Below are 24,400 nucleotides of genomic sequence, written 5' to 3'. Positions count from 1 at the left end.
ATAGAATTGGGGCGGGATTTTAACAAATCCCACCCCAACTATTGACAAAGAGCCTCAAAAAAAAGGATTCCTGCTTGAAAACAACAGGAAATCCAATTTATTTATACCCATATTGTAATTCCATTTCTCATATTAATACGTCATATAACCTCTTGACGCTTTGTAGTATAGAGGCTGTTGGTTCCATCCGATATCTTCCATCTGTAATCTCCAATGACAAAAAGCCGTTATATGAATAACGCGAAAACTCCTCCAAATAATCTTTCATATCAAGGCACCCATCCCCCCATGCCAGATGTCCCCTAGGCGCCCCATCAATAAAGTGCACATGAACCAATCGTTCTCCAAACGTTTTTAAGTAATCCTCCGGATGCTCTCCAGCTAATGCCATAGGGATAGTATCTATCATAGCCCCTATATTAGGATGGTTTAACTCGTCCATCATTTTTTTCAGTGTTGAAAGATTGTATACCAAATTACTTTCATCTCTTCTTAAGACTTCCAGAGCAAGGGTCATGTGATAATCTGCAGCCATATCTCCCAAAGACATGAGGCCTTCCCTGGCATATTTCCAAGCCTCTTCTTTATTGCTGTCATCCATGTATCCCCAACCGGTAGTAACCAACATCTTGTTTGTTCCCAATTCTGAAGCAGCCCGTAAATTATCCTCAAAAAACTGGAGGCTTCGTGTCCTCTGTGCTTGAGTCTCACCAGCCAGATTAATCGGATAGATGCACTGCTCAGGGGTGTAGCACACTAAATCCAACCCTCGCCTCTCTATCTGATGTCTGATATGACACACATCTTTGTATGTCATATCCTCCAAGTGGAAATGTGGAGCCGCCCCCCAGAGCTCTATATGATTTACCTCAGCCATAACAGCGTCATCCAAAAATTTTTCCAGTGGATAATAACCATACTGAATATTCATAACTGATATCTGATTTTTTCTAATTGTTATCATAACATTGATTCCCTTTCTTAGGCGTTTACCATAACCGTCATTTTATATCGATCCGGATTGATTACGCTCTTACAATTATGTACAGGATTCCCTTCTCTGTCATAGCTGACGTCCTTTACTGAGAGAAGCGGCTTATTAAGAGGGACTCCAAGATATTGCTGTTCCTGTTCATTTGCCTGGCATATCCCGATTCTCTTAACTCCATTATCCATAACAGTACCATTTTCTGCCAGTATCTGATACAATGACCCTGTTAAGTCATGGCTTAAAAGATATGCAAACCTAGCTGGAAAATGGTTTTCCTCCAACATGACAGGCACTCCATCACAGGTACGCACACGCACAATCTTTATAATTTTTTCATGTTCCTGTATTTTTAATTCTTCAGCATCCACCACAGTAGCCTCTGCCAGTTCCGCCGAGACAAGCTGCGCGCCAGCCACATTTCCTTCAGCCATACAGCTTTGAGTAAATCCCATAAAACCATTAATATTGCGGCAGAGCTTTTTCTGAGAGACAAATGTGCCTATCCCCTGCCTTTTAATCAGAATTTCTTCTTCTACTAATAATTCCACAGCCTTACGTACAGTAATCCTGCTGACATCATATTCCCTGCTCAATTCTATCTCAGTCGGAATCCTGTCATTTTCTTTCAATTCTCCATTAAGTATCTGATTCTGGATTACCTCCATCAACTGCTGATACAGAGGGACGCTTGATTCCTTGTTCAGTTTTCCCATGATTTTGCCTCCATCATTTATGTTTGTAACATCATTATACGATACATAACCATTTATATTTTTAGTATACCATTGGGAAAGTATTAGCGCAACCGTAACAAATGTCCCTTTACCCTTGAATTTACTACATCTTGGTATCTACTGCTCCAACATCAACAGGTATTAGCCACACTAGTAATCCAGCCTCCTATAATACCTTCTGATAGCCAAAGGATGCCGCCTGTTATACTCCAAATGCGTGGACACCCTCTGGAACGCAGAGCGCATCATAATCGGGCAGAGCATTCCCCTGAACTCGTCGCTGATCCCCTTAAGCTCAAACTCCTTGCTGTCAAACACAGTCACCTTGGCGCTGATCTTGTGGACAAAATTTTCCACCCTGTCCATAAGCGGACGCGTTTTATCCTCACCCTTAATTAAAATTACAGAGGTATCCCTGTCAATAACCTCCAATGTCCCGTGGAAGAAATTAGAGGCCGATATGGGCCTTGTGCGCATCCACTGCATTTCTTCCATGATACACATGCCATAGCAGACAGCCCAGTCCTCCAGATTGCCGGAACCAACCAGATACTGGATGGGCTCATCCTGATATGCCCTTGCATATTCTGCTGCTTTTTCATCTGCCTTCTTATAAATCTCCACCACATTCTCCGGCATATTCTTAAGTTCCTCAAAAAACTTCTCGTACCGTGGAAACTGGCCTGCATGATACATGAAACGCAGGGTCACGGTGTACCAGAAGTAATATCCGCCGCCTGTGGTGGTTATAAGATAATCTGATTTTTCATAGAGCGGACTGCCTTCCTTCTCCACATACCCTATAACCGCTGCCCCGATTTCGTGGGCCTTATCCACCGCTGCCACCACTTCCTTTGTATCACCGGAAATACTCTCGATAACTACCACGGAATCTTTGGAAAAGTGGGGATTGTCCACCACACAGAAGTCCGCTGCGTTTTCGATGAACAGCGGGATGGTAGAACCTTCTTCCCTTACGATGTGGGCCATCTGGTTGGCATAGAGCACGGTTCCCCCGATTCCGATATAGAAGATATTTTTATATCCTCTCTTTACCACCTCATCTACTGCTTTTTCTGTTGCTCCCACAATGCTGAGTCCGTTTTTGTGCTCCTGCAGAACCTTTGCCTCATCAAAATTAAACATAACAGCTCCTCCTTAACGTCATATATTGTTATGTATAACATATCATAACATTATATAAAATACAAGATGAATTTTACTTTTATGCACAAAGAATGGGCTGCCTGCATACTACCATGCTTGGCACCCCATTTTTCCTGTTGTTTCTATCGTATTACTATCATGTCCTTACTCCGGACAACTTCCATAGCCATCCTTTATAATCAGCTGCAATACCGTCTTAGTACATCCACATTAATATCCACGCCCAGTCCCGGTCCTTCCGGGGCTTTTACTTTGCCGTCTTCGATCCCGATATTTTTTACCAGCAGTTCATCCCTAAGAGGATTGAAATTACGGTCATACTCAATCATAGGTTCATTCTGGAATGGAATCCTGTGAGCCGTGTGAGGCTCGGCCGGCATGGAGCACAGGGCAGCCAATGCCACAGACATGGCGATGCCAGAGCCCCATGCATGGGGAATCACTGTTACACCATAAGCAGTAGCAAAATCCCGTATCCTTAAGAATTCCGTCAGACCTCCGCAGACCGTAATATCCGGCTGTGCAATGTCAATACATCTGGAGGTTATGAAATCGCGAAACCCGTACAGGGTATATTCCGCTTCTCCTCCGGCTATGGCTATGTCCAGCTTTTCCCTTACACACCTGTACCCCTCCCGATCCTCGGGTATCACCGGCTCCTCCATGAAAAGTACATTCTCCTTTTCCAGGTATTTACCCATACGAACAGCTGTATATGCATTATACGCATGGTTGCAGTCCACAAATATACCCACATCATCTCCCACCGTTTCCCGAATAGCATGCACCCTCTTTGCGTCGTCTTCAACGGAGAGAAGGCCGATTTTCACCTTCAGCATCTTAAATCCGGCGTCCACATAGCCAGCTGCTTCTGCTTTCAGCTCATCCAACGTCTTCCCCAGATCCAGATACTGATCCCCGCGGTAGTAACAGCCGGTGGCATACATTTCCACACATTCCCTCTGCCTCCCTCCCATAAGATGGGCGGCAGACACGCCCAGAGCTTTGCCGCAGATATCCCACAGAGCTATGTCTATTGCACTGATTGCCTCAATATATGTTCCCTTCTGTCCGAAATCCTTGGTATAATTGTACATTTCATGCCAGAGTATTCCTTTATCCAATGGATTCCTACCCAAAACTCTGGGCGCAAGTACATGTTCAATACAGGCCTGTACAGGCTCTGCTGGTCCATATTGCCCGCCTTCCCCCCATCCATATAGTCCGTTATCCGTCTCTATATATACCAGAAGGCTGTTTCTCTCAGGAAATGCACATTGGGATGAAAAAAATCGTTTCTCTCCCAAAGGCACCCGCAATATGTATGTCTCTATTTTCGTAATATACACTTCATTTCCTCCTTCATCTGTCAATCGGCTGCTGCAATCGAGTAATGCAGTATTTCCTCACTGCTGGTCCGGGCTGTTATAAGCTCTTTAACAATTCTTCCTTCCCTCATAATCAGAATGCGGTCAGAGGAACTAAGAAGTTCATCGGTCTCCGATGAAAAGATTATAATACCAACCCCCTGCGCTGCAAGGCGTTTCAGATTATCATATATTTCCTGCTTTGCACCCACGTCAACGCCACGGGTAGGTTCGTCGAGCAGTACCAATTTTTTCTTGGCTGCAATCCAGCGTGACAGTACAATCTTCTGCTGGTTTCCTCCGCTGAAGGAGGTAATATTCTGTTCCGTATTTTTAGGTTGGACATTAAAATCCTCCATCATATGGAGTGTAATGTCATGTTCCTTTTTCCTGTTAATAAGAAAACCAACTTTATCCAGCATGGAGATAGTAATGTTTTTCTGGGCCGTGAAATTTTCCAGGATCCCCTCATCCTTTCTGGAGATGGGCACATATCCGATTCCTTTTGCAGATGCCTCATAGGGAGAGGCGATTCTTAACCGCTCCCCTTCCAGCAGGATATCTCCTGTAAATCCTCGATTTACACCGAAGATAGTCCTGGCCAAATCGCTCTTACCGGAACCCACCAGACCGCTGACAGCAAGGATTTCCCCTCTGCTAAGCTGCAGGCTTACATCATGAAGCTTATTCTTATAGTTCAGGTTTTGTACTTCAAATAAAATCTGCTCCGGATCACCATTGGTAATTTTGGTCCGCTTGAATATCTCCACTGCTTTTCCCAGCATGTGTGCCGTGATGACCTCCAGCTTAAAATCATCCACCCGCCCTTCTGCCACACATTTACCATCCCGCAGGATGCTCAGAGTATCGCACAGCTGGAACACTTCTTCCATCTTATGGGTAATCAACACAATGGCAATACCCTTTTGCTTCAGATTTCGTACCAAATCATAGAGAATGGTCTCCTCTGCTTTCGACAAGCTGGAGGAGGGTTCATCCAGAAACAGAACCTTAGGATTGGTATATACACATTTCGCAATTTCTATCAGCTGCTGCTGGGCCAGGGACAAGGTTTTCACCTTAACCCTAGGATCTATGGCAACAGACAGACTGTCCAGAAGCTCCTTCACCTTATGATGGCATCCCTTCCAGTCAATGAGACCTCTGTGCTTGAGCATCCTGTTTCCCATAACATTCTCAGTCACTGTCATTTCACCAAATAAATTCAGTTCCTGAAACACCATGGAAATGCCTCTGTCCATGGCCTCAAAGGGTCCGGCGAACCGGACCTCCTGGCCTTCCATTGCTAAAGAACCAGCATCATACTTATAGATTCCCTGAAGAATCTTCACCAGCGTGGATTTTCCTGCGCCGTTTACTCCCAAAAGCGCATGAACCTTCCCCGAATAGAATTCTATGGATATATCCTCAAGGACATTATTGCTGCCAAAGCTTTTATAAATATGTTTAGCGGAGAGAACTGATTTTACCATAGCAATCTTCCTTTCCTTATTGTACAGGAGTCTGCATCTTGTAGGCATCCTGTTCCATAACACCCCACGTTTCCACCTTGGATACATCCAATTTACCCCAGCGGTCAGAAGATTCCAGATTGTCAATGGTAACCGGCGTAGTATCAAAGAAAATAGTCTCAGGTACCGTATATCCGTTGATATAATCCACAATTACTTTGTATGCGATATCGGAATGAAGGGCGGCATTATGTTCTGCTTCCTGGTCCACATATTTCTGTTCCAGATAAGAACAGCCATTAGGGTCACAGTCGATTCCCACGATTGTCACATGGTTCTCATCTCCCACCGGTGCCAGACGTCCCAATTCGTTCAATGCCTGAATTACGCCGGACATCATGCAGTCTGCACAGCAGAAAACTGTATTTGCATCGGGATTGCGGGTCATCATATCAATTACTGCTGTATAAGCAGCACTAGGATCCCATTTGCTTTCAGTCTCAGCCAGCACGGTCACATTATCGTACTTATCAGCTACTTCATTGAAACCATCCCTCCTGTCGTGGGCAATGTTGGAACTCATATCCCCCAGCACAGTGACCACTTTTGCCTCGTATCCACCTTCCTCAGCTAATTTGGCAACGTACTCTGCATTGACACGGCCCAGAGATTTCTGGTCGGTCTGTATGGAACAGAATATTTCTACATTTGTGTCTGCTATGATACCGGTATCCAGTAGAATAATGGGAATCTTTGCTTCATTTACTTTCTTAAGCGCCGGTACAATGGCTGCCTGGTCAATGGGTTTAATGACCAGTGCATCAGGCTTGAGTACAAGGGCATCTTCCACCATCTGTGCCTGTTTCGACGCATCATTCTCAGGATTATAAATCTGGCAGTCACCTCCCTGAGCATTCACAAGTGCTTTCAAATACTCTGTGCTTACTGCCTGCCAGTCGCTGGCACACTCATTTGCAATATATACTACCTTTACTCCATCTAAAAGCTTGTCGGAATTGGCGCTGTCAGCGGCATTTAAATCCCGGGCAGCATCTGCTGCGGGGTCTGCAGCCTCAGACGCCCCCTTAACATCATCTTTTCCGGCTACAGAAGCTGCTGTCTCTGCCGCTTTGTCTGCCGCAGTTGTAGCGCTTCCTCCAGAAGAACAAGCTGCCAGGCTGAGCGCCATGGCGCCGGATAACAAGATAGATAATAACTTCTTCATAATAAATCTCCTTTCCCTTCATACAATTGTTTTTACTTCACCCAGTATAACCTTTATATCTGTCCAGTCTCTCCCACTGGTTCTTTACTTTTCCTGCATTTTTCTCTTCTGTACCGCATCCACTGCCACAACCACAAAAATAATCAAACCCTTACAGATTTCCTGGGCAAAGGGAGACACTCCCATAAGGTTCAACCCGTTGGTAATCATGGCAATGGTGATAGCGCCGATAATAGTGCCAAATACAGAGCCCACGCCGCCTGACAGACTGGTCCCGCCCAGCACTGCCGCTGCTATGGCATCCATTTCCGTGTTGGATATCATGGTAGAAGATGCACTCATCAGCTTAGATGTCATAAGAATTGCTCCAAGGCCGCACAGAAAGCCTGAGATGATGTAGGCGATAATGATAACCTTAGATGTTTTGATACCAGACATCCATGCAGCTTTGACATTGCCTCCCACTGCATACAGCTTCCGGCCGTAGTTGGTATAACGCAGAATCAGACTGGCAATAACAGCCACAACCGCCATCATAATGACAGGACCAGGAATGATTCCCAGTAAATACTTACAGAATATCCCGTGTACCTCCGGAAACCCGTACAGCGTAAGACCGCCTGAGAACAGCTTGCCATAACCAGTTGTAATCAGATTCATAGCCATGGTCACCACAAATGCAACCATGCCAAACTTTCCAATTGCGTAACCATTGATAATTCCTACCAATGCTCCTATAACCAGAGCCGCCAACAGGCATACCGCCCAGTTCACACCGCTCATCATCATTTTGGAAACCAACAGGGATGTCATAATGATGTTGCCAGTTACAGACAGATCAATCCCGCCTGTAATCAAGACAAAGGTCATGCCGATACCAATGATACCGTTCAGGGAGGCCGATACCAGAATATTGCGGATATTCTGGGTATTCAGGAACAAACCCTGCGTGCCAAAGGTAAAAAGTACGCAGATTAATGCCATCAATAGAAGCAGGGCCCCCTTGTTGTCTGAACCCAGATGCTTTTTCAAAGCCGATTTCATAACAAACCTCCATTCTCATCAACTTGTAATATATAACATATCATACAACTATAGATAAAAAATATATTATTTCATTCCTCCATTTGATCCTTCCGTTTTTTCAGGATTCTCAGACAGCATTACGGCTGTTTCTAAATTCAACCCGCAATGCTGCCCAGGAAGCCAGGGTAAGTGACGGCTGTATCTGTTCTTGACGTCATGCCACAACTCATACCGGTTGAGATGTCCACAACAAAACCTGGTCCAAACCCGTGTCCGGTTCAATACTGTCCTGAAACATCCTTTCACTTGCCGTCAGATGGTCCTTCATCTTGTCCTGCGCCCCCTCCGGATCCCTGGCCTTGATGCGTTCCAAAATCGCTGCATGGAATCCAGAATCATTCTCAACCTTACCTCCAGACTTCACCACATGCTCCACAATCTGCTTCATCAGAGGCTCTATCGCAGTGTATACGGCAATCAGCAGACGGTTCTGGGATGCAACAGCCAACTCCATATGGAAGGCCACATCATAGTCAGCATATGTGGATATGCCGATATCCTTCCGGCGCATCTTACGGATATATCCATCCATACGCTCTATCTGTTCCTTAGTAGCCCTGATGGCTGCAAATCTGGCCATCTGAGTCTCAATCATGTTTCTGGTCTCCATGAATTCCGCAAATGTATAGCTCTCCCTTAACACCATGTTACGGAATGAATCCGCAGCCACATTTTTGCTGTTATCAATGACGAAAATCCCTTTGCCGTGCTGCCGTTCCAGGAATCCTTTTTCCACTAGGGCGCTGATTGCATCCCTGGTGGTGGTCCTGCTCACATTAAAGCGGTTGGACAGTTCCGACTCACTGGGCAGATACTCACCTACCCTGAATGTACCATTTAGTATCATTTCCTGTATTTCGTTCTGCACCTGCTGGGATAAAGAAATTTTTTGTACCTGCACTGTATTATCTCCCCTTATCTTTTACTTATATGATATCATACTTATTTTACTAGAATATCACACGGAGGGGGGTAGAAACAATCATTATTTCCGAAAATATCAGGAATGGAAACGGCCAATGGCGTCACATATGACCACAGCCTTACCAGTAGTCATCTCATCATAGCAGTTGTACATATTGTCAGTTCCAATTCCACTTTCCTTCCGCGGCATATAGGGAACACTACCCGGACGGAAACAGGAACTTCCGTTGATGACCACGCCTCCCACTTCCAACATATCGGCCAGCCTGAGGGCCTTTGTCACATCCCTGCTGTACACCGCCGCCTGAAGACCATACCGTGAATCATTCGCAATCCGCAGACCATCCTTCTCATCCTTGCATGCAATAATAGTAACTACCGGCCCAAAGCACTCCTCGCTATAGAGCTGCATATCCTCTGTTACTCCTGTTATTACTGTGGGTTTGATGAAATTACCTTCCCATCTTCCGCCGCAGTGAAGCCTGGCACCTTTAGACACAGCATCCGCAATCATGGCTTCTATCCGGTCGGCCGCCTTTTTATGGATGACCGGTCCTACATCCACACTGGGGTCTGACGGATTCCCCACCTTCATGGACTTTGCCGTCTCCGTACACAGCCCAGCCAAAGCGTCTACCACGTTCTCATCCACAATCAGGCGTTTGTCTGCCACACAGGCCTGACCGTTTCCAACTGTGAACCTGCCTTTAATCAGTCCCTCTGCCACCAGGTTCAGATCTGCATCCCTGCATACGATTACAGGGTCATTTCCTCCCAGCTCCAGGGAAAGATGTTTTAAATATTTGGCAGAACGCTCCATAATCTTCTTACCCACTGTGCTGCTTCCTGTAAATGTGATCATCGGCACATCCGGATGGTCCACTAAGGCATTACCTGCCTCCTCGCCATATCCGGTAACCATGTGAAACGCTTCTTTTGGAACACCAGCTTCCAGGAACAGATTCCCTACCTTCAGGCATGCCAGAGGACAATCCTCGGACAACTTCAGTATAACGGAATTACCTGCGCAAAGGGCCCCGCCCAGCTTATACGCCATCATCTCCAGAGGAAAATTAAAAGGAATGATACCTGCCACCACACCTCTTGGCTGGCGGTAAACCATGGCCATCTGACCTGCACAGTCTTTCATGGCATCCATAGGGTATGTAGTTCCCTGAGGGTCCTTCCCCCGGTCTGACAGGGTCCGTATGATCTCAGCCATCTTATCAATCTCAAAATCAGCCCAGTAGTGGGTCTTACCATTCTCTGCAATCAGAATATCCCTTATCTCATCATGATGGACGTCTATCAAATCCGCTGCTTTCAGCAGATATGCGCTTCTCTCTCTGGCAGAGATACCCCTGTTTATCTCGTATCCCTTAAGGGCTGCCTGCACAGCTTCCTCCACATCCTCCACCCTACCGCGGGGAACCGTATCAATTATTTCACTGTTTGATGGATTTAAGATTTCAATGACTTCCCCACTTTTTGCATCACACCAGGAACCGTTAATCAGCATCTTCATGATCCTACCTCCTAATTTGTAACATATCATACAAGTTGGGCCTAAAAATAAGACATTCATACTTAAATAACCCCGCTTTAAGTTCTCCGGATTCACCCGATTGCCCATAGTTGTATGATATGTTATCTGTTTGTTTATAGAATACTACTATTTTATTTCCATGTCAATCCTGTTTTTTGTATTTTTTCACTATTATCAACCTATTTTTTCTCGTTCATGACATACTATTCGAACATCAAAAAAGAGCTGCCAGCCCTGACACGTCATCACATGACCCGCCGGAACAAAAACAGCTCTCTTATCTCAAACCTACTCTAACGCAAACATAGACATGGCATTCAGCACATCCTGCTCCATTGCATCCACTGCCGCGTTAGCCAAATCATGGAAGTATTTGACTTCCTTCTCCTCCAGCAGTTTCTTCACTGCCTTCACGCCCGCGTTGGACATATAGGAGAAATAGTTGATTTTACGGATACCGCAGCGGATCGCCCTCTGGGTATCCGCTACGCTGATGCCGGATCCCCCGTGCATAACCAGCGGAAGCCCTGTCAATTCCTTGATTTTCACAATCCGGTCAAAATCCAGCTTTGGCTTGGTTGCATAGAATCCGTGGACGGTTCCCACCGATGCTGCCAGGGCATCTATGCCCGTATCTTTTACATACCTGGCTGCCAGCTCAGGGTCTGTATACGCGTCGCTTACATCATTGATGGCAAAGGTTTTTCCCTCATGTCCCGTGACAATGCCTATCTCAGCCTCCACATCCGCGTTGCAGGCTTTTGCCATGGCCACTACTTCCCTGGTCATTGCCACGTTTTCCTCATAAGCAAGGGAGGAGCCGTCGTACATGACAGCGGAAAAACCTAAATCCAGGGCTTTTCTCACATAGTCCAGGTCCTCGCCATGGTCCAGCATAACGCAGACAGGAACCCTGGCCTCCTTCGCCATACGCACCATGATGGGGCCGATGATATGAATGGGCATCTCGCACTCATGAAGCTGCGCGTGCTGGATAATAACTGGTTCTTCACGTTTCTCTGCCGCCCGTATAACCGCCATAAGAATTTCCAGATTCGGCGTGTCAAAGGCACCTATACAGCATTGCTTTTCTTCCGCATACCGCAGAACATGGTTCATATTTACTAACATCCGGCATTCTCCTTACTTTTCCTCATAGAGTTCAACGATGGCATCATCCCAGATTACAAATGCCAGGCGCACACCAGGGCCGCAGTCAGCCGGCCCGAATATGATCCTCTGAGCCTGGGAGGCATAGTGGTCCAAATCGTCCACCCTGTAAGCCACATGGGGCTGCTTGGAAAGAATCTCTGGGAAGGGTGTTCCCTCCTCGAATTTCAGGTACTCTATCTTAAAATCATAGTCGTCCACATTGCTTACCCAGAACTTCATGTCCTCGTTATATGTCATTCCCTCTTTTTTATTTAGGACCGGGATTCCTATATGCATATATTCTGCCGCCATGACCCATATCCTCCTCATCTTTCTCTCAAACTGATTTTTCCTTGTGCCGCCAGTACGTTCTTAAACACCCTCTTATTTCTTCATATACGGCGTATTGCACGGTGCATTCCAGTAGTGCAGAAGCTCATCGTCCATCCTAGCCATGAACATCTGGAAGCCGGCCTGCTCCTGTACGGTGAGAAGCTCGCCCACATAATTGGCCACAATCTCAATGTTCTTCTCCTTCAGGTAGGATACGCACTTGCGGTAAATGATGAACAGCTCCATCAGTGTGGTGGCGCCGGTTCCGTTGAGAATCAGCATGATTTTCTCGCCTTCCCTGATATCCAGGTCAGCCAGAAGGCCGTCCAGCATGATCTTGGCTGTTTCATCGGCTGACTTCATGGTCTGGCGTCCGCCGCCGCCCTCTCCGTGCTGTCCCATGCCGATTTCCATTTCATCCTCGCCCAGATCCGCGAGCAGGCTTCCTGTTGCCGGATGGGTCGCTCCTGATACAGCTACGGCCAGGGTAGCCATGTTATCTGCAAACCGCTGCGCAATGGCAGCCACTTCCTCCAGGCTCTTTCCCTCGGCAGCCGCTGCTCCTGCTATCTTATAGGTGGGGATACATCCCACCAGGCCTCTCCTGTCATCGGCGTTGGAGCGGGGCGCATTGGCAATATCCTCCTGTGTCACTACCTTGACCACATTTAATCCTTCCTTTGCGCATTTCTTCATGGTCAGGTTGCCGGTAAGCATGTCGCCTGCATGGTTTAAGACTATGTAGAGAACGCCCTTGCCCTTGTCTGCCAGCTTTATGGCATCCAGGCAGGCCTGAGGTCCGGGAGCCGCGAAAACATCTCCCACCACAGAGATATCCACCATTCCTTCTCCCACAAATCCGCTGATAGCCGGCTCATGGCCGGAGCCGCCCTGAGTCACAATAGTAACCCTGTCGGCTTCAGCCAGCTTATTGTTAATGATCATGCGGTTTTCACCCAGGGTCACCAGCTCCTTGTGTGCCTCGGCAAAGCCTTCTAACAGCTCCGGCGTCAGATTCTCAGGATTGTTTATAAATTTCTTCATCTTCATAATTTTTACCTCTCCCAATTTTATTTTATTGACCGCATCCGTAAGCCATTCACTTCCGTATGCCGTCCACTTCCGTTACCTTCTATTTCCGTTACCTTCTATTTCCGTTACCGTCCACTTCCGTTACCTTCTACTTCCGTTACCGTCCACTTCTGTAACCGTCCACTTCTGTAACCGTCTACTTCAGTCCGTCACAAAGTCCTGCAAAAAACAGGGATGTGCTCACCGCACCCGCGTCCGGAGTGCCGATGGTCTTCTCCTTATAGCTTCTCGCCCTGCCATACTTGGACACATACTGTTCGCTCTCCTTTGCGCCCCTGGCCGCTGCCCCCTTGGCCGCCTCCAGCACAGCCATCACATCGTCCTTTGCGTTCTGGGCTGCTTCCACAGCAGGAATCAGGGCATCCATCATGGTCTTGTCCCCCACGCCTGCGTTAGTGATGTCTTCCATGGCCGACAGGCATTCCGTAAACATTTCCTTCAGAGTACCTGCATCAATGGGTTTATTCCCTTCCAGGGGACCTGACAGTCCTCCTATCATGGTTCCGTATAATGGACCTGCGCTTCCTCCTCCGATCTCCATGGTATTGTCTCCCAGGTCCTCCAGAAATGTCTCCACGTCATCGTCATCCCAGCCATCCAGGCTCTTCTCGATCAGACCGGCAATCTTTCCAATGGTAACGCCGTGGTCCCCGTCGCCGAATCTGGAATCAATTTCGCTGAGATAATCCTTGTTCTCATTCCAGACCTGGGCGGCTTTTCTGAACATTTTTGTAATTTCCGGTTTTGAAAGTAACATATGTAACCTCCTCTCATGCATTTTCCCCAAATTACTCATGATTTTAGATTAACATTTGTTAGTTCCTTTGTCAATTATTCATCGCTCCCATCTTTGTTTTTTGCCCTAATGCACAAAAAATGCGCAGTCCCTTTAGCAAACTGCGCATTTATGGTTACGTATGTAACCCAATATTATTCTAACGCTTCCCTGACCACATGCTCCGGTGCAATAAAATGTTTCAGGTAACCGGTTTTTAAGGCTGCCCTGAATGCCTTTGGGCTGGTATTGGCAGAACAGATACCCACCACATGCCTTGTCCTGGTCAGAAGCTCCAGTGGAATCTGAATGGCATAATCCGTATCTGACCGGATGATATGTCCCTGGCTGTCCATAAAATAATTCAGGATCCGCCCCACTGCCTTCTGCCTTATGAGCAGGTCTCCATATCTGGCCTCCGAAGCAAAATCCGGTACCGAAGGAAAATTCCCGATATTGACCAGCGCCACATCCAGTTTTTCCCAGACATGATATATCTCATGGTAGCTGTCCAGCTCTCTGGTCAGTTTCAGCTCCTGCTCAGAAAGCACGCAGGCCGGTGAATAGATAAATCTGGGCTGGGCCCCGCTGTGCTCCGCAATGGAACGCACCAGTTCATTGGAGTGGTAATTCTTAAGCCCCACGCCGCCGTTTCCTATGAGCGGGCAGACAAATGTTCCTATGGGCACCAGCTTCGCCTTCTGCTCCATATGCTTTACAACATCCCCTATGATATGGCCCCATCCAATGCCCAGGCTGGCGCCTCCCAGCTCTGACAGATAAGAGATGGCCGCCTCTGCCACAGCCTCATTGGTAGTCTGGTCATTTGGCCCTCCAGGTACAGCCACACCGTCATAAATCCCAAAGCAGCGTCCCACCAGTTCCATCAGTGACGGCGCGCCGCCGGATTCCCCCTTGGGTGCATTTATCCGGATGGTGACAATGCCCCGGTCCCGCGCTTCCTTCAAAAGCTTGCTGACCATGGGACGGGATATACCGTATCTGTCCGCAATCTCACTCTGGGTCCTGTCCTGCTCATAATACATTCTGGCCACATTGACCAGACGCTCTGTTTTCTTATCCATACTGCCTCTTATTCATATCGCCTGGGCCTCTTTGGCATGTCACAAAAGCGTATACTCCAGCATCTCATACGCCAGCCTGCTGCCCTCATTGATATCACCAGGCAGAAGGGCCCTGGCCACGCATTTCTCATCGTCATCCAAAACATCCGTGCGCTTCAGATAAGCGTAATCCCCATCAATCCGTTCCACTCTGTAATCCACACGCTCAAACATGGCTGTATTCCACCTCCGCTTCCTATTTACGGCCGCAGCACTGGCGGTAACGCTTACCGCTGCCGCAGGGACAGGGCGCATCCGGGTCAATGCGGGCTGTCTTGGCGTCCAGCTCCACCCGGTTATAACCACAGCTTCCAACCGTCCTGGTTTCCTTCCATACCTGTTCCATGATTTCATCGAATCCATTCATCTTTTCCTGGGAATCCAGGTTCAGTCCGAAATGCTCCATGATGTCTTCCACTGCTTTTGGCGTTGTCCCCAGCCTTATGTGGTGATGGATGGAGGACGCTGCCTCCTGAGCAGTCTCCTCATCGCAGCCAACCATGGCCAGGAAAAATGCCTTCAGCGGACGGATATGCCTCTTAATCTCCACTGCTCCGGTTCTGGCAATCTCCTTTACCTGGGCGGCAGAAGGTATATAAAACTCCTTGCCCTTCTGATAATTCAAGACATCTTTATAGGCATCTGCCTGAACCAGATCCCAGTCAATCAACCGGCCGTCCCAATAAGCAAAATCAGTCCAGACCCCTTTCATCTCACGGCAAAGGCGGGTGATTTCCCCTGCATCTGCCTCACAGCCAACTGTCTTGCAGATTGTCTCCACCTGACCCGCGTCAGCGGCGCCGTAAAGGTATACTGCCGCCTTACAGCAGGCCCATACCTGGCTGCGGTAATGACGCTCAGACCGGAATTTCTCCGTATTCAGTTCATCATATGCCTCTGCCACATCCGAAGGAACAACTGCTGTGCCCATACTGGTAAACCCGCAGTAACCGCCGTAGTGCAGAAAACGGAGCGCTTCCAGGTCCCCCTGGTATTCCATTCCTCCGGCTGCTGCGGCCTTCTCAAACTCTGCCGCGGTTTCATCGCTTATGGTGCCGAAAAACTGACCCATGCGCCGGGAATCCAGCAGGGCTGCAGCCAGAGCCGGGGCCAGCTTATTCTTTCCCAGCTCATCGCATCCCCCAATATGGTGAACCTTGGCAATGCGCAGAAGCTCGGTCTTTTCAAACCTGGAAAACAGGTCCTCCAGCCTGTGGATTACCCTTGGGGCCGGCCTCTGTGTTTCCGGCTTTTCAGTATCCCAGAGGCCGGTTACCTGCTTGTGGGCTGTATGTTCCCGGGATGCATGTGCCTGTACCACATGTTCCTGAGCCGCGTCCCCCTGTACCGCATCCTCCTGTACCCCACGTTCCTGAGCTGCATTCTCCTGCCCGTCTCCCGCTCCGCCTTGTCCGAATGCCGGATGTGCCTTTAAATTGGCATTTACTTTATCCAGATCATACTCTTCCATTCCCTGCCGGCCGGCCCATTCCTCCATCAAGTCATGCTCCTCAGCTTCAGGGTCAGCCAGCTGGTCCAACAGGTCATAGTAACCGCCTATGCCGCCGCAGTCCTCCGGAATATTGTCTCCCTTATACTTTAACACCTGGGGATAGCTGTTTTCATACTCCACTTCCTTTTCCATGAGAATCTGGTGTTCCCATGCATCCCCGAAGTCGTAGGTATATATAAAACGGGGGTTCTCCGTTATGAGCGTTCCAATCTGTGTTCCTTCCTCCAGCACATCGCAGCTGCAAGACTCCATCAGATCGTCTTCCTCTCCCGGATCCCTTATAAGCAGCCCCAGTTTCTTAAACTCAAACTCGTGCAAATGGTAATCATACCAGCCAAAGGCCTCCTGAATCACCTGATGGAGCTGGCAAAACGTAAACTGCTCCGGCACCACCACGCGTCTCCATATAGGCGGTTTACTGCCTTTTATGGTAATTTTCAACTGATAACCTTTCATAAGGCCCTCCTTCGAATTTCAAATATTTGTATAAGCAGGCATCCCGTGCCGTAACAGGCAATATCCTTCCAGTCAAAAACAGAACCCAGGATAATCCTGGCCGCAGTGTTCCCCTGCAGCCCCAGCAGCTCTGCCAGACGGAAATACTGCAGCACCTCTACACATACCGCAAAAAGAAACACATATAACGGCAGCCGCTTCATGCCCCTTGGTACGAACACCCTGACAAAACAGTACACCAGCACCACCACCAGCATGTCCCCTATATAAGGTCTGATAATGCGATCGTGAACATACAGGGCGATAATTAATTCCATTATAAATACAATGATACTTGCGGCCAGATATCCCCACCTGGCCATGTATTTTTTCCCGCTATCCATTGGGCCTCCATCTACCGTATGCCATTGAGTTCCTGATACATATCCTTGGCAAATGTGTCTGTCATGCCGCAGATATAATCCGTCACCAGCAGCAGACGCAGATACAGCCGTTCCTCCTCATCCCTGTCCCGGGCGCATATGGAATATATCATCTTATAATTGTCAGATATAAGGGAAACCAGCTTTTTCTGCACCTGGGTCATGGGCAGGTCCGTGTCGTAGGGAATCACAGCATCCACAAACCGGTCCAAAAGAAAATCAAATATTGTCTGTGCCGCTATCTCCAGTTTCAGGATGGGTCTGGTGCTGAACGCATACCGCAAAGCAATATCCCCCAGCGCTTCCATCAACAGCTCCACATCCGTACCTGTAAAAAGGTCCCTGGTATAGGTGCCCTCCATAATAGATTCATAGTTGCCGGCAAAACAATCCGTAACGCCTGAAATCATCTGGCCCTGGACGCTGATAATCCAGTTCTGCACCGCATACTGGTCCGGCCTGTCATATCCCTTACCCACGGCCTTCCCATACTTCTCCTCCAGCCATGACACAATCTGGACATAATGGTTTGTCTGGCTGCCGGCCTTATACGCCTTTAACTCAGCCAAAAGGCGTTCATAAGAAATACAGCCCTTCTTAACCGCATCCTCAATGTCCGCCGTCTTATAGGCAATATCATCCGCTGCTTCTAATATAAATGCCAACGGATGCCTTTTTCCCAATGTGCCGGTAGACTCCTGCACATCCTGGAAATTCTCCCTGTCGCCGTGAAAATATCCCATCTTTTTCGTTCGGATATCACCGCTGTCCTTGTCAATCTCCAGGGAAGATACCGGATACTTGATAATAGTTCCCAAGAGAGCTTTTGTCAAGTTCATGCCGTGCTCATCCACCAGGAAATGAAGCCTTGTCACCACCCTGAACGCCTGGGTATTGCCCTCAAAATGGCAGAAGTCCTGTACCATCTGGGGTTCCAGAATCTCCGCCAGGGTTCTCCCCTTAAATGTAAGTCTCTCCAGATTCTTCTTAAACCAATCCTGAATGGCTGTCTCGCCAAAGTGGCCAAAAGGGGGATTCCCGATATCGTGAATCAATCCGGCACACTGAAGAATGTCACACACCGCCGCCTTATGCTCCGGTGTAAAGGTTTCATCCTTGATAATAGTACGGATGCTCTCCGATATGTTCTGTCCCAGGGATTTGGCCAGGGATGAAACCTCCAGGGAGTGAGTCAGCCTGGTACGGATGAAATCACTCCTGTCCAGCGGAAACACCTGGGTCTTATCCTGGAGGCGCCGAAAGGATGCACTGCCGATAATACGGTGATAATCTTTCTCAAACTCTGTCCGCAGGTCCGTGGAGGACTGTTTCTTGTAACTGCGGATGCGGTCGTCGCAAAGCAGTGTCTGCCAATCCATACATACCTCCTTACTGCTTTCCCGCCTGAGTCCTGCCCCTTATAATCCATCAATCCCGGCAATAATACCGGGCCCTGACAGGACAAAACGCGGGATACGTTTCATTCTAGTATATCGGAAGTCGATTCCCCTGTCAAATATGCCTTTTATATGTCAGATTATGCCCTAAACATGCGTCTATATCTATTATCAACAAAATCGTGAAAAAAGCAACAAAAAACTGCATCTTTTGCAGTTGACATCCATTGTTATTTGTGATAGTTTTAAATGAGAAAAGCAAATGAATAGGTTCTTCGGGGCAGGGTGTGATTCCCTACCGGCGGTATAGTCCGCGACCCGCTGCATGCGGCTGATTTGGTGTGATTCCAAAACCGACAGTATAGTCTGGATGAGAGAAGACAATTTTGTTCATATGAATATTGGGTGTTATCCCTTATTTATATTGACTATGAAGTTAATCTCAGGTTCCCCGGAACCTGAGATTTTTTGTTTCCTGGAACTTCATTCATTGCCGAACCACCGTATCAAAAGCACTTATCAAGGAGGATTTGCTATGAAAACAAAATGGAGTATTCAGAAACTAATTTACACCGGTATGCTGGCCGCAGTTGCCGGCGCCCTCATGTCACTGGAATTTTCCGTTCCAATGATGCCGCCCTTTTACAAGATTGACTTCAGCGATGTTCCGTCCATTATTGCCCTGTTCCTCATGGGGCCTGCTTCAGCTGCCTGGGTGGAAATCATTAAAATCATTATCAAGCTTATCACGGTAGGCACCAATTCCATGTATGTAGGGGAATTTGCCAATCTCATCGGAGTTGCATTGTTTGTAATCCCAATGTGGGCAGTTTACAAAAAAGGCGGGAAGACCCGCCGGGCAGCAATCGCGTCATTGGCTGTCAGCGTCCCCATCCGGACTCTGTTCGCCTGTTTCTGCAATGCATTTATCACCCTACCCCTTTATGCAGCGGCCATGGGACTCCCTCTGAACCAGGTGATTACCATGGTGGCCGCGGTCAATCCGGCCATCAGCGATCTGACCACCTTCATCTTTTTAGCTACCATTCCCTTCAACCTGATTAAGCTTGGACTTAACTGCTTTGTGGGATATCTGCTGTACACCAGACTGCTGGCAGTTTATCCGGCTGTGAGAACCGCGTGAGGAAATGCGGGTTAAAAAACAATCAGGAGGTTATATACACATGATACGAAATTATCGGGACTTAACCCGGTTAGAGATGGAGCAGGTCAACAAGGATGAAACCATTGTACTGATTCCCCTGGGCGCGCTGGAGCAGCACGGAAACCAGGCGCCTCTGGGTACGGACGATATCATCGCAGAGGCCATGACAGACTATATACGCAGGGAGTTGGAAGGAGAGCCGTCATCTGAGGATTCAGATTTTCCCATGCTGGTATTTCCGGTCATCCCCGTAGGTCTGAGCACAGAACACAGGAACTTCTGCGGCTCCATCACATTGAAACCCGACACCTATTACCATATGCTGTATGATATCAGCACCAGCCTGGTACACCACGGGTTTAAGAAGCTGGCCTTTCTGGTGTGCCATGGAGGAAATGCCCCTATTGTACAGGTTTTGAGCAGGGAGCTTCGCAGTGAGTTCGGCATCTCTCCCTTCATTCTTTCATCCGGGGCCTTTAGCCATCCGGATGTGACGGCCACCATTTCAGAGGGAAATATCTGGGACTTCCATGGAGGCGAGATGGAAACCTCCATGGTCATGGCCGTGGACCCGTCCCTGGTAAAGTTAGATACCTCAGAGGCAGGAATTCCAACTGCATTTAAAGACAATCAGGCACTGAGGCCTTATGGAAACGTATCCATTGGCTGGGTGTCCGAGGACTGGAAAACAGCAGACGGCAAACCCATAGGAATCGGCGGAGACCCGTCAGGCGCCACGGCTGAAAAAGGACGGATTATTCTGGAAACCAGCGCCAAAGTGCTGGTGCCGGGGCTTAGAGAGATTCTGGCATGGAAAGGGTGAGGGAGGCCCGCGTTCTTTATACCCTATAACAGTTTTATGGCAAAGGTGGGTGTTCGCCCACCTTTCTTGTTGCGTGTTGTTAGTTATAGCTAATGTTTATGATTCAAACTATACTGTTTTCTTAGAAAAAGGGGAATGATGTTTTGACTAAACGTAATCCTGAATTTGGCGGATTCTCAGCTTGCTTCGCTGTGAGGACGGAGACTGACCAGAAAGGAAAAGCCACTCCGCCCGCGAGGACGGAGACCGTGTACTTGACAACCAGGAGTTTACTCATTCGATTTCAACCCACTCCGCCCGCGAGGACGGAGACTTTGCTGAACAGGGGTATGCCGATAGAACAGGTATTTCAACCCACTCCGCCCGCGAGGACGGAGACAGAAACTCTAAGCGAGAAGCTCCGGGAGGTACGGGCATTTCAACCCACTCCGCCCGCGAGGACGGAGACTCAGAAGCAGAGCTACAGAAGTGGTGGAAAAGATATTTCAACCCACTCCGCCCGCGAGGACGGAGACAGCAATACTACACAAAAAAACCAACAATTCTTCATCACATTTCCACAATCAAATCACATCATACTCCCTCAAATCACCGCCAACCTACCCTGCACACATCCAAAGCCGTTTTCACTGTGCAGTTTTTCCGGTGCGAATCCCCCCGTAAATTCATGTTTGCTTCTGGTTCGCACCAAACTATTTGAAACCTCCTTACCGCCCGCAGCCAGGTCAGAATATCAGCGGCTCTTCCACTTTAATCCCTTTACTCACCCCAACATGGTCCACCTTTGTAGTGTGTTTATTTCCCAGGTTGTAAAATCTAAGGCTGTCAGTCTGCTCATCAATGATATCTGTCAGTATGGCTTTTAGCTTTATCAGCTGGGTATTATCCAAAATACATTCAAATACAGAATTCTGGACGCGGGTGCCGTAATTAACGCATTGCTTTGCAATCTTTCTCAGCCTGGTCCTGCCTGCAGCGGTTTCCGTATTCACATCATATGTAATCAGTATCAGCATGTACCTTCCTCCTTCGGCCGCTGCTGTCGGATGTCTTTCTATTTCCAGAAAAACGGCGGGTATTCATCAATGTCACCTCTCAGATATCTGGACAGAAGCATGGCCTGAACAAAAGGAATCATTCCCCATTCCACCTTCTCATTCAGATATGGATGGGTGATCATCTCCTTTTTCTTGTTCTGCCATTCTGACAACAAAAGCTTCCGCGCCTCGTCTCTCATGATAACAGCGCCGTCTTCTTTCCGGGAAAAATCCTTTTTGTTTACCATCTTCCGGTTAATCAGGGTCAGCACAAAACGGTCTGCAAGAACCGGTCTCAGCTCCTCCATTAAGTCCAGAGCCAGGGAAAGGCGGCCTGGCCGGTCCGTATGCATAAATCCCACATAAGGATCCAGGCCAACTGTTTCCAGTGCTGACGCAACGGTATTGGCCAGCAGCGTGTACACAAATGACAGCATGGCATTCACATTATCCAAAGGCGGCCGCCTGTTCCGTCCCTTGAAATAGAAATCCTTTTTCTGCTGTAATATGAGCTGGTCGAAAACTCCAAAATAAATGCCTGCATCCTCACCTTCATACCCCCGCAGCTGGGCCATGTCCCGGCTTTCCTCTATGCGCCTAAGGGATTGTTTCAGAAATCCGGCCGCTTCCTTCACCTTCTCTGTGTCAATCTGAAGTCCATGGTCTCTCACCGCTCTCTCCAGAACCCATCTGGCATTGTATACTTTTCCAAGGATACAGTTTCTGGCTATGGTCAGACTTGCGTCCTGATTCATGGATACCTGGTACTGTTTCCTGCGCAGCAGTACATTTCCCCGCACACGTCCGGTCACGCGTGCCAAAAATCTTCCCTGGGGCGAAAGGACGCAAAGTGATATGTCCCGCTCCGCGCATCCGCCCATGAGGGCAGGGCTCATTCCCCTGTACCCAAAAGAAACAATTGCCTCCAGATTATGGAGAGGTATCCGCCCCAGTTCCGTATCGTTGTCATAGATTACCACATTTTCTCCGTCCAGCGACAGATAACTGTCAGGAGATGTAACATACAGGGTATTTAATAACTTCCTCATACATCCTCCTCAATCTTCCCACGGATATAATCTCTGGCAGATGATGCTTTTCCCAGTTTCGGCAGGCATATATCTTTCATGGAGCAGGCATTACAGCTCTTTGACCATCTGACCCTTGGTGTGTATCCCTTGTCATAAAGTTCATGCATCTCCTGAAATATATCTCTCACCCGTTTTCGCAGTTCATCTGTGATCTCCACCATATTCCTGCGGTGAATCTCTCCGTAATACAACGCCCCTGCCTCAATCCTGGCCGACAACATTTCCTCCAGACACATGGCCTGGGCCGTCAGCTGCAGTATATCTGCTTCCGACTCCTTTGGGCTCCCCTTTTTATACTCCACCGGAAATACCCGGAACAGACCCCTGTGACCATGTAGTCCGATTCCATCCTCCGCCCTGTGGAACTCTACAATATCGCATTCCCCGCTGACACCCATACTCCTGGAATATACGGGCAATGCCCTGCTTATCATGACATCGCCCCGCTTTTCTGCCAAATATGGGTCATGGGCTTTTTTGTGGAGCAGTTCTCCTACTATGGTATGCTCGTTCTCCTTCCACTGCTGTTCAATATGTATAAGGGCCCACTGGCGCCTGCAAAAGATAAAATGCTGGATACCGGACAGCATGAGGAAGTCATCCTCCCTGTATTCCATTATATCTTCTCCGATACTTCAACTGTCTCCGGAATCTGATCCCTATGGACGGCAACCGTGTAATCCCCGTATTTTCTGGGATACTCCACATCCTCATTCCTTTTTACTTCCACGGCATCAAAGAGTTTGTACGCAGGACAATCTCCCAGTTCCTTACTGTGTTTAAACACAATGAGCCGGCGTACCGCCATTTTTCCCCTGGCTGCGGAATGGTCAATTTCAAACATATTGATGATGGCATCCCACAAAAGTTCCAAATCCTCTTCTGAAAAGCCCGTGGATTTTCTGGCCAGATTAGCTGATATGTACCCCTCTGCGCGGTACAGGGCGTAGGGAACGATATTTTTTCTTCCCATTTCCGTACTCTTGTTTTCCGCGTCCTTTTCTGTGGTAATGGCCACACGGGTAATGGTCACTTCCTGGCTTACAATGGGATCAATACTCCTGGCAAAGCCTAACTGAACAGGTCCCCGCACCTGGCCGCAGTTTAAAGCAGCCTTTACAAAGGTTGTCATGACCGCGCCAAAGGTCCGGATATCAAAAAAGTTACGGCACATAAAATCACGGATTTTCTGGTCTACCTGAGGATCTTTCTTTTTTAGTTCCTTGATTCCTTTTTCATCTGTCTTAAGTTCAATGTACGCAGTATTGTCGCTTCTGTTTAAGGGTACATCCTCCCGTATATATATTTTATACCCGGGTTCGTCTTCCTTCAGGGTTTCCACATAATTGCGTATCTTACGTTTTAAGCACACATCCGTCACAATGCCGTATCCGCTCTCCGGGTCAATCCTCGGCAGATTGCCTGCATCCGGATCGCCGTTTGGATTCCCGTTCTCCACGTCAAATAATACCACGAATTCATACCTGTTCTTAATCACCTCTGCCATT

24 protein-coding genes, 1 CRISPR repeat array and 1 riboswitch are annotated in these 24,400 nt (G+C 48.1%); of the genes, 2 read left to right on the top strand and 22 right to left on the bottom strand.

From position 1 onward, the window contains the following. Window positions 1-127: 127 nt before the first annotated feature. From LI015_RS25505 to LI015_RS25420, 18 genes are all read right to left on the bottom strand, one after another. A complete protein-coding gene (locus tag LI015_RS25505; protein WP_118017218.1) occupies window positions 128-964 on the bottom strand; it encodes a sugar phosphate isomerase/epimerase family protein in 837 nt (278 codons plus the stop codon). Between the two features lie 17 nt (window positions 965-981). Continuing rightward, on the bottom strand, window positions 982-1,704 hold the full coding sequence (locus LI015_RS25500) for a GntR family transcriptional regulator (protein ID WP_118017216.1): 723 nt from the start codon (window positions 1,702-1,704) through the stop codon (window positions 982-984). Between the two features lie 171 nt (window positions 1,705-1,875). Further along, on the bottom strand, window positions 1,876-2,871 hold the full coding sequence (locus tag LI015_RS25495; RefSeq protein WP_002568421.1) for an SIS domain-containing protein: 996 nt from the start codon (window positions 2,869-2,871) through the stop codon (window positions 1,876-1,878). Between the two features lie 200 nt (window positions 2,872-3,071). Continuing rightward, window positions 3,072-4,241, bottom strand: coding sequence for a mandelate racemase/muconate lactonizing enzyme family protein (locus LI015_RS25490; RefSeq protein WP_118017212.1), 1,170 nt, complete (start codon window positions 4,239-4,241; stop codon window positions 3,072-3,074). Window positions 4,242-4,261: 20 nt separating this feature from the next. Next, on the bottom strand, window positions 4,262-5,752 hold the full coding sequence (locus LI015_RS25485) for a sugar ABC transporter ATP-binding protein (protein ID WP_227126612.1): 1,491 nt from the start codon (window positions 5,750-5,752) through the stop codon (window positions 4,262-4,264). A gap of 16 nt (window positions 5,753-5,768) precedes the next feature. Continuing rightward, complete coding sequence (locus tag LI015_RS25480) at window positions 5,769-6,956, bottom strand: sugar ABC transporter substrate-binding protein (protein ID WP_002589378.1); 1,188 nt, start codon at window positions 6,954-6,956, stop codon at window positions 5,769-5,771. A gap of 84 nt (window positions 6,957-7,040) precedes the next feature. Then, window positions 7,041-8,000, bottom strand: coding sequence for an ABC transporter permease (locus LI015_RS25475; RefSeq protein WP_227126611.1), 960 nt, complete (start codon window positions 7,998-8,000; stop codon window positions 7,041-7,043). A 208-nt stretch (window positions 8,001-8,208) separates the two neighbouring features. Continuing rightward, window positions 8,209-8,943: a FadR/GntR family transcriptional regulator gene (locus tag LI015_RS28450; RefSeq protein WP_002589376.1), complete on the bottom strand. Its 735-nt coding sequence runs from the start codon at window positions 8,941-8,943 to the stop codon at window positions 8,209-8,211. 99 nt (window positions 8,944-9,042) lie between these two features. After that, window positions 9,043-10,491, bottom strand: a complete 1,449-nt coding sequence (locus LI015_RS25465) for an aldehyde dehydrogenase family protein (RefSeq protein WP_227126610.1) — start codon at window positions 10,489-10,491, stop codon at window positions 9,043-9,045. A gap of 309 nt (window positions 10,492-10,800) precedes the next feature. Then, complete coding sequence (locus LI015_RS25460) at window positions 10,801-11,643, bottom strand: class II fructose-bisphosphate aldolase (protein ID WP_002568422.1); 843 nt, start codon at window positions 11,641-11,643, stop codon at window positions 10,801-10,803. Between the two features lie 12 nt (window positions 11,644-11,655). After that, on the bottom strand, window positions 11,656-11,976 hold the full coding sequence (locus tag LI015_RS25455) for a hypothetical protein (protein ID WP_002568423.1): 321 nt from the start codon (window positions 11,974-11,976) through the stop codon (window positions 11,656-11,658). A 72-nt stretch (window positions 11,977-12,048) separates the two neighbouring features. Further along, window positions 12,049-13,047, bottom strand: a complete 999-nt coding sequence (locus LI015_RS25450) for a dihydroxyacetone kinase subunit DhaK (RefSeq protein WP_002577356.1) — start codon at window positions 13,045-13,047, stop codon at window positions 12,049-12,051. A gap of 178 nt (window positions 13,048-13,225) precedes the next feature. Then, entirely contained in the window at window positions 13,226-13,846 is a 621-nt protein-coding gene (locus tag LI015_RS25445; protein ID WP_002570343.1) for a DAK2 domain-containing protein, read from the bottom strand. 173 nt (window positions 13,847-14,019) lie between these two features. Beyond that, complete coding sequence (locus LI015_RS25440) at window positions 14,020-14,949, bottom strand: sugar-binding transcriptional regulator (protein WP_002568426.1); 930 nt, start codon at window positions 14,947-14,949, stop codon at window positions 14,020-14,022. A 39-nt stretch (window positions 14,950-14,988) separates the two neighbouring features. After that, entirely contained in the window at window positions 14,989-15,162 is a 174-nt protein-coding gene (locus LI015_RS25435) for a hypothetical protein (protein ID WP_002568427.1), read from the bottom strand. Window positions 15,163-15,184: 22 nt separating this feature from the next. Next, complete coding sequence (locus LI015_RS25430; protein ID WP_227126609.1) at window positions 15,185-16,957, bottom strand: IS1096 element passenger TnpR family protein; 1,773 nt, start codon at window positions 16,955-16,957, stop codon at window positions 15,185-15,187. Further along, window positions 16,954-17,340, bottom strand: coding sequence for a ribosomal maturation YjgA family protein (locus LI015_RS25425; protein ID WP_118017202.1), 387 nt, complete (start codon window positions 17,338-17,340; stop codon window positions 16,954-16,956). The genes LI015_RS25430 and LI015_RS25425 overlap by 4 nt, the downstream gene beginning before the upstream one ends. An 11-nt stretch (window positions 17,341-17,351) precedes the next feature. After that, window positions 17,352-18,758, bottom strand: a complete 1,407-nt coding sequence (locus LI015_RS25420) for a deoxyguanosinetriphosphate triphosphohydrolase (protein ID WP_002577351.1) — start codon at window positions 18,756-18,758, stop codon at window positions 17,352-17,354. A gap of 285 nt (window positions 18,759-19,043) precedes the next feature. Beyond that, a riboswitch (FMN riboswitch) is annotated at window positions 19,044-19,162 on the top strand. A 149-nt stretch (window positions 19,163-19,311) separates the two neighbouring features. On the opposite strand from LI015_RS25420, the gene LI015_RS25415 reads away from it, so the two are divergent. After that, on the top strand, window positions 19,312-19,920 hold the full coding sequence (locus tag LI015_RS25415) for an ECF transporter S component (protein WP_002568431.1): 609 nt from the start codon (window positions 19,312-19,314) through the stop codon (window positions 19,918-19,920). A 40-nt stretch (window positions 19,921-19,960) separates the two neighbouring features. Further along, complete coding sequence (locus tag LI015_RS25410; protein WP_227126608.1) at window positions 19,961-20,764, top strand: creatininase family protein; 804 nt, start codon at window positions 19,961-19,963, stop codon at window positions 20,762-20,764. Window positions 20,765-20,978: 214 nt separating this feature from the next. Beyond that, window positions 20,979-21,279: a CRISPR direct-repeat array (repeat unit 33 nt; unit sequence ATTTCAACCCACTCCGCCCGCGAGGACGGAGAC). Between the two features lie 210 nt (window positions 21,280-21,489). On the opposite strand, the gene cas2 is transcribed toward LI015_RS25410, so the two are convergent. Genes cas2 through cas7c form a run of 4 tightly spaced genes read right to left on the bottom strand, consistent with a single transcriptional unit; the run spans window position 21,490 to window position 24,399 of the window. Next, window positions 21,490-21,780, bottom strand: coding sequence for a CRISPR-associated endonuclease Cas2 (gene cas2, locus LI015_RS25405; RefSeq protein WP_227126607.1), 291 nt, complete (start codon window positions 21,778-21,780; stop codon window positions 21,490-21,492). Between the two features lie 38 nt (window positions 21,781-21,818). Next, complete coding sequence (cas1c, locus tag LI015_RS25400) at window positions 21,819-22,850, bottom strand: type I-C CRISPR-associated endonuclease Cas1c (protein ID WP_002577349.1); 1,032 nt, start codon at window positions 22,848-22,850, stop codon at window positions 21,819-21,821. After that, the gene (gene cas4, locus LI015_RS25395) at window positions 22,847-23,509 is read right to left on the bottom strand and encodes a CRISPR-associated protein Cas4 (protein ID WP_227126606.1); all 663 of its coding nucleotides are present in this window, start codon (window positions 23,507-23,509) and stop codon (window positions 22,847-22,849) included. The genes cas1c and cas4 overlap by 4 nt, the downstream gene beginning before the upstream one ends. Next, window positions 23,509-24,399: a type I-C CRISPR-associated protein Cas7/Csd2 gene (gene cas7c, locus LI015_RS25390; RefSeq protein ID WP_002577348.1), complete on the bottom strand. Its 891-nt coding sequence runs from the start codon at window positions 24,397-24,399 to the stop codon at window positions 23,509-23,511. The genes cas4 and cas7c overlap by 1 nt, the downstream gene beginning before the upstream one ends. Window position 24,400: the final 1 nt, after the last annotated feature.

Origin of the sequence: Enterocloster sp. 210928-DFI.2.20, from assembly GCF_020554465.1 — a bacterium.
Taxonomy (GTDB): domain Bacteria; phylum Bacillota; class Clostridia; order Lachnospirales; family Lachnospiraceae; genus Enterocloster; species Enterocloster bolteae.
The sequence above is the reverse complement of the archived record's forward strand: the minus strand, read 5'-3'. Positions and strand labels throughout refer to the sequence as shown.

Coding starts and splice junctions, on each gene's coding strand:
- LI015_RS25505 (WP_118017218.1), bottom strand. CDS start 964: ATGATAACAATTAGAAAAAATCAGATATCAGTTATGAATATTCAGTAT.
- LI015_RS25500 (WP_118017216.1), bottom strand. CDS start 1,704: ATGGGAAAACTGAACAAGGAATCAAGCGTCCCTCTGTATCAGCAGTTG.
- LI015_RS25495 (WP_002568421.1), bottom strand. CDS start 2,871: ATGTTTAATTTTGATGAGGCAAAGGTTCTGCAGGAGCACAAAAACGGA.
- LI015_RS25485 (WP_227126612.1), bottom strand. CDS start 5,752: ATGGTAAAATCAGTTCTCTCCGCTAAACATATTTATAAAAGCTTTGGC.
- LI015_RS25480 (WP_002589378.1), bottom strand. CDS start 6,956: ATGAAGAAGTTATTATCTATCTTGTTATCCGGCGCCATGGCGCTCAGC.
- LI015_RS25475 (WP_227126611.1), bottom strand. CDS start 8,000: ATGAAATCGGCTTTGAAAAAGCATCTGGGTTCAGACAACAAGGGGGCC.
- LI015_RS25465 (WP_227126610.1), bottom strand. CDS start 10,491: ATGAAGATGCTGATTAACGGTTCCTGGTGTGATGCAAAAAGTGGGGAA.
- LI015_RS25460 (WP_002568422.1), bottom strand. CDS start 11,643: ATGTTAGTAAATATGAACCATGTTCTGCGGTATGCGGAAGAAAAGCAA.
- LI015_RS25455 (WP_002568423.1), bottom strand. CDS start 11,976: ATGGCGGCAGAATATATGCATATAGGAATCCCGGTCCTAAATAAAAAA.
- LI015_RS25450 (WP_002577356.1), bottom strand. CDS start 13,047: ATGAAGATGAAGAAATTTATAAACAATCCTGAGAATCTGACGCCGGAG.
- LI015_RS25445 (WP_002570343.1), bottom strand. CDS start 13,846: ATGTTACTTTCAAAACCGGAAATTACAAAAATGTTCAGAAAAGCCGCC.
- LI015_RS25440 (WP_002568426.1), bottom strand. CDS start 14,949: ATGGATAAGAAAACAGAGCGTCTGGTCAATGTGGCCAGAATGTATTAT.
- LI015_RS25435 (WP_002568427.1), bottom strand. CDS start 15,162: ATGTTTGAGCGTGTGGATTACAGAGTGGAACGGATTGATGGGGATTAC.
- LI015_RS25430 (WP_227126609.1), bottom strand. CDS start 16,957: ATGAAAGGTTATCAGTTGAAAATTACCATAAAAGGCAGTAAACCGCCT.
- LI015_RS25425 (WP_118017202.1), bottom strand. CDS start 17,340: ATGGATAGCGGGAAAAAATACATGGCCAGGTGGGGATATCTGGCCGCA.
- LI015_RS25420 (WP_002577351.1), bottom strand. CDS start 18,758: ATGGATTGGCAGACACTGCTTTGCGACGACCGCATCCGCAGTTACAAG.
- LI015_RS25415 (WP_002568431.1), top strand. CDS start 19,312: ATGAAAACAAAATGGAGTATTCAGAAACTAATTTACACCGGTATGCTG.
- LI015_RS25410 (WP_227126608.1), top strand. CDS start 19,961: ATGATACGAAATTATCGGGACTTAACCCGGTTAGAGATGGAGCAGGTC.
- cas2 (WP_227126607.1), bottom strand. CDS start 21,780: ATGCTGATACTGATTACATATGATGTGAATACGGAAACCGCTGCAGGC.
- cas1c (WP_002577349.1), bottom strand. CDS start 22,850: ATGAGGAAGTTATTAAATACCCTGTATGTTACATCTCCTGACAGTTAT.
- cas4 (WP_227126606.1), bottom strand. CDS start 23,509: ATGGAATACAGGGAGGATGACTTCCTCATGCTGTCCGGTATCCAGCAT.
- cas7c (WP_002577348.1), bottom strand. CDS start 24,399: ATGGCAGAGGTGATTAAGAACAGGTATGAATTCGTGGTATTATTTGAC.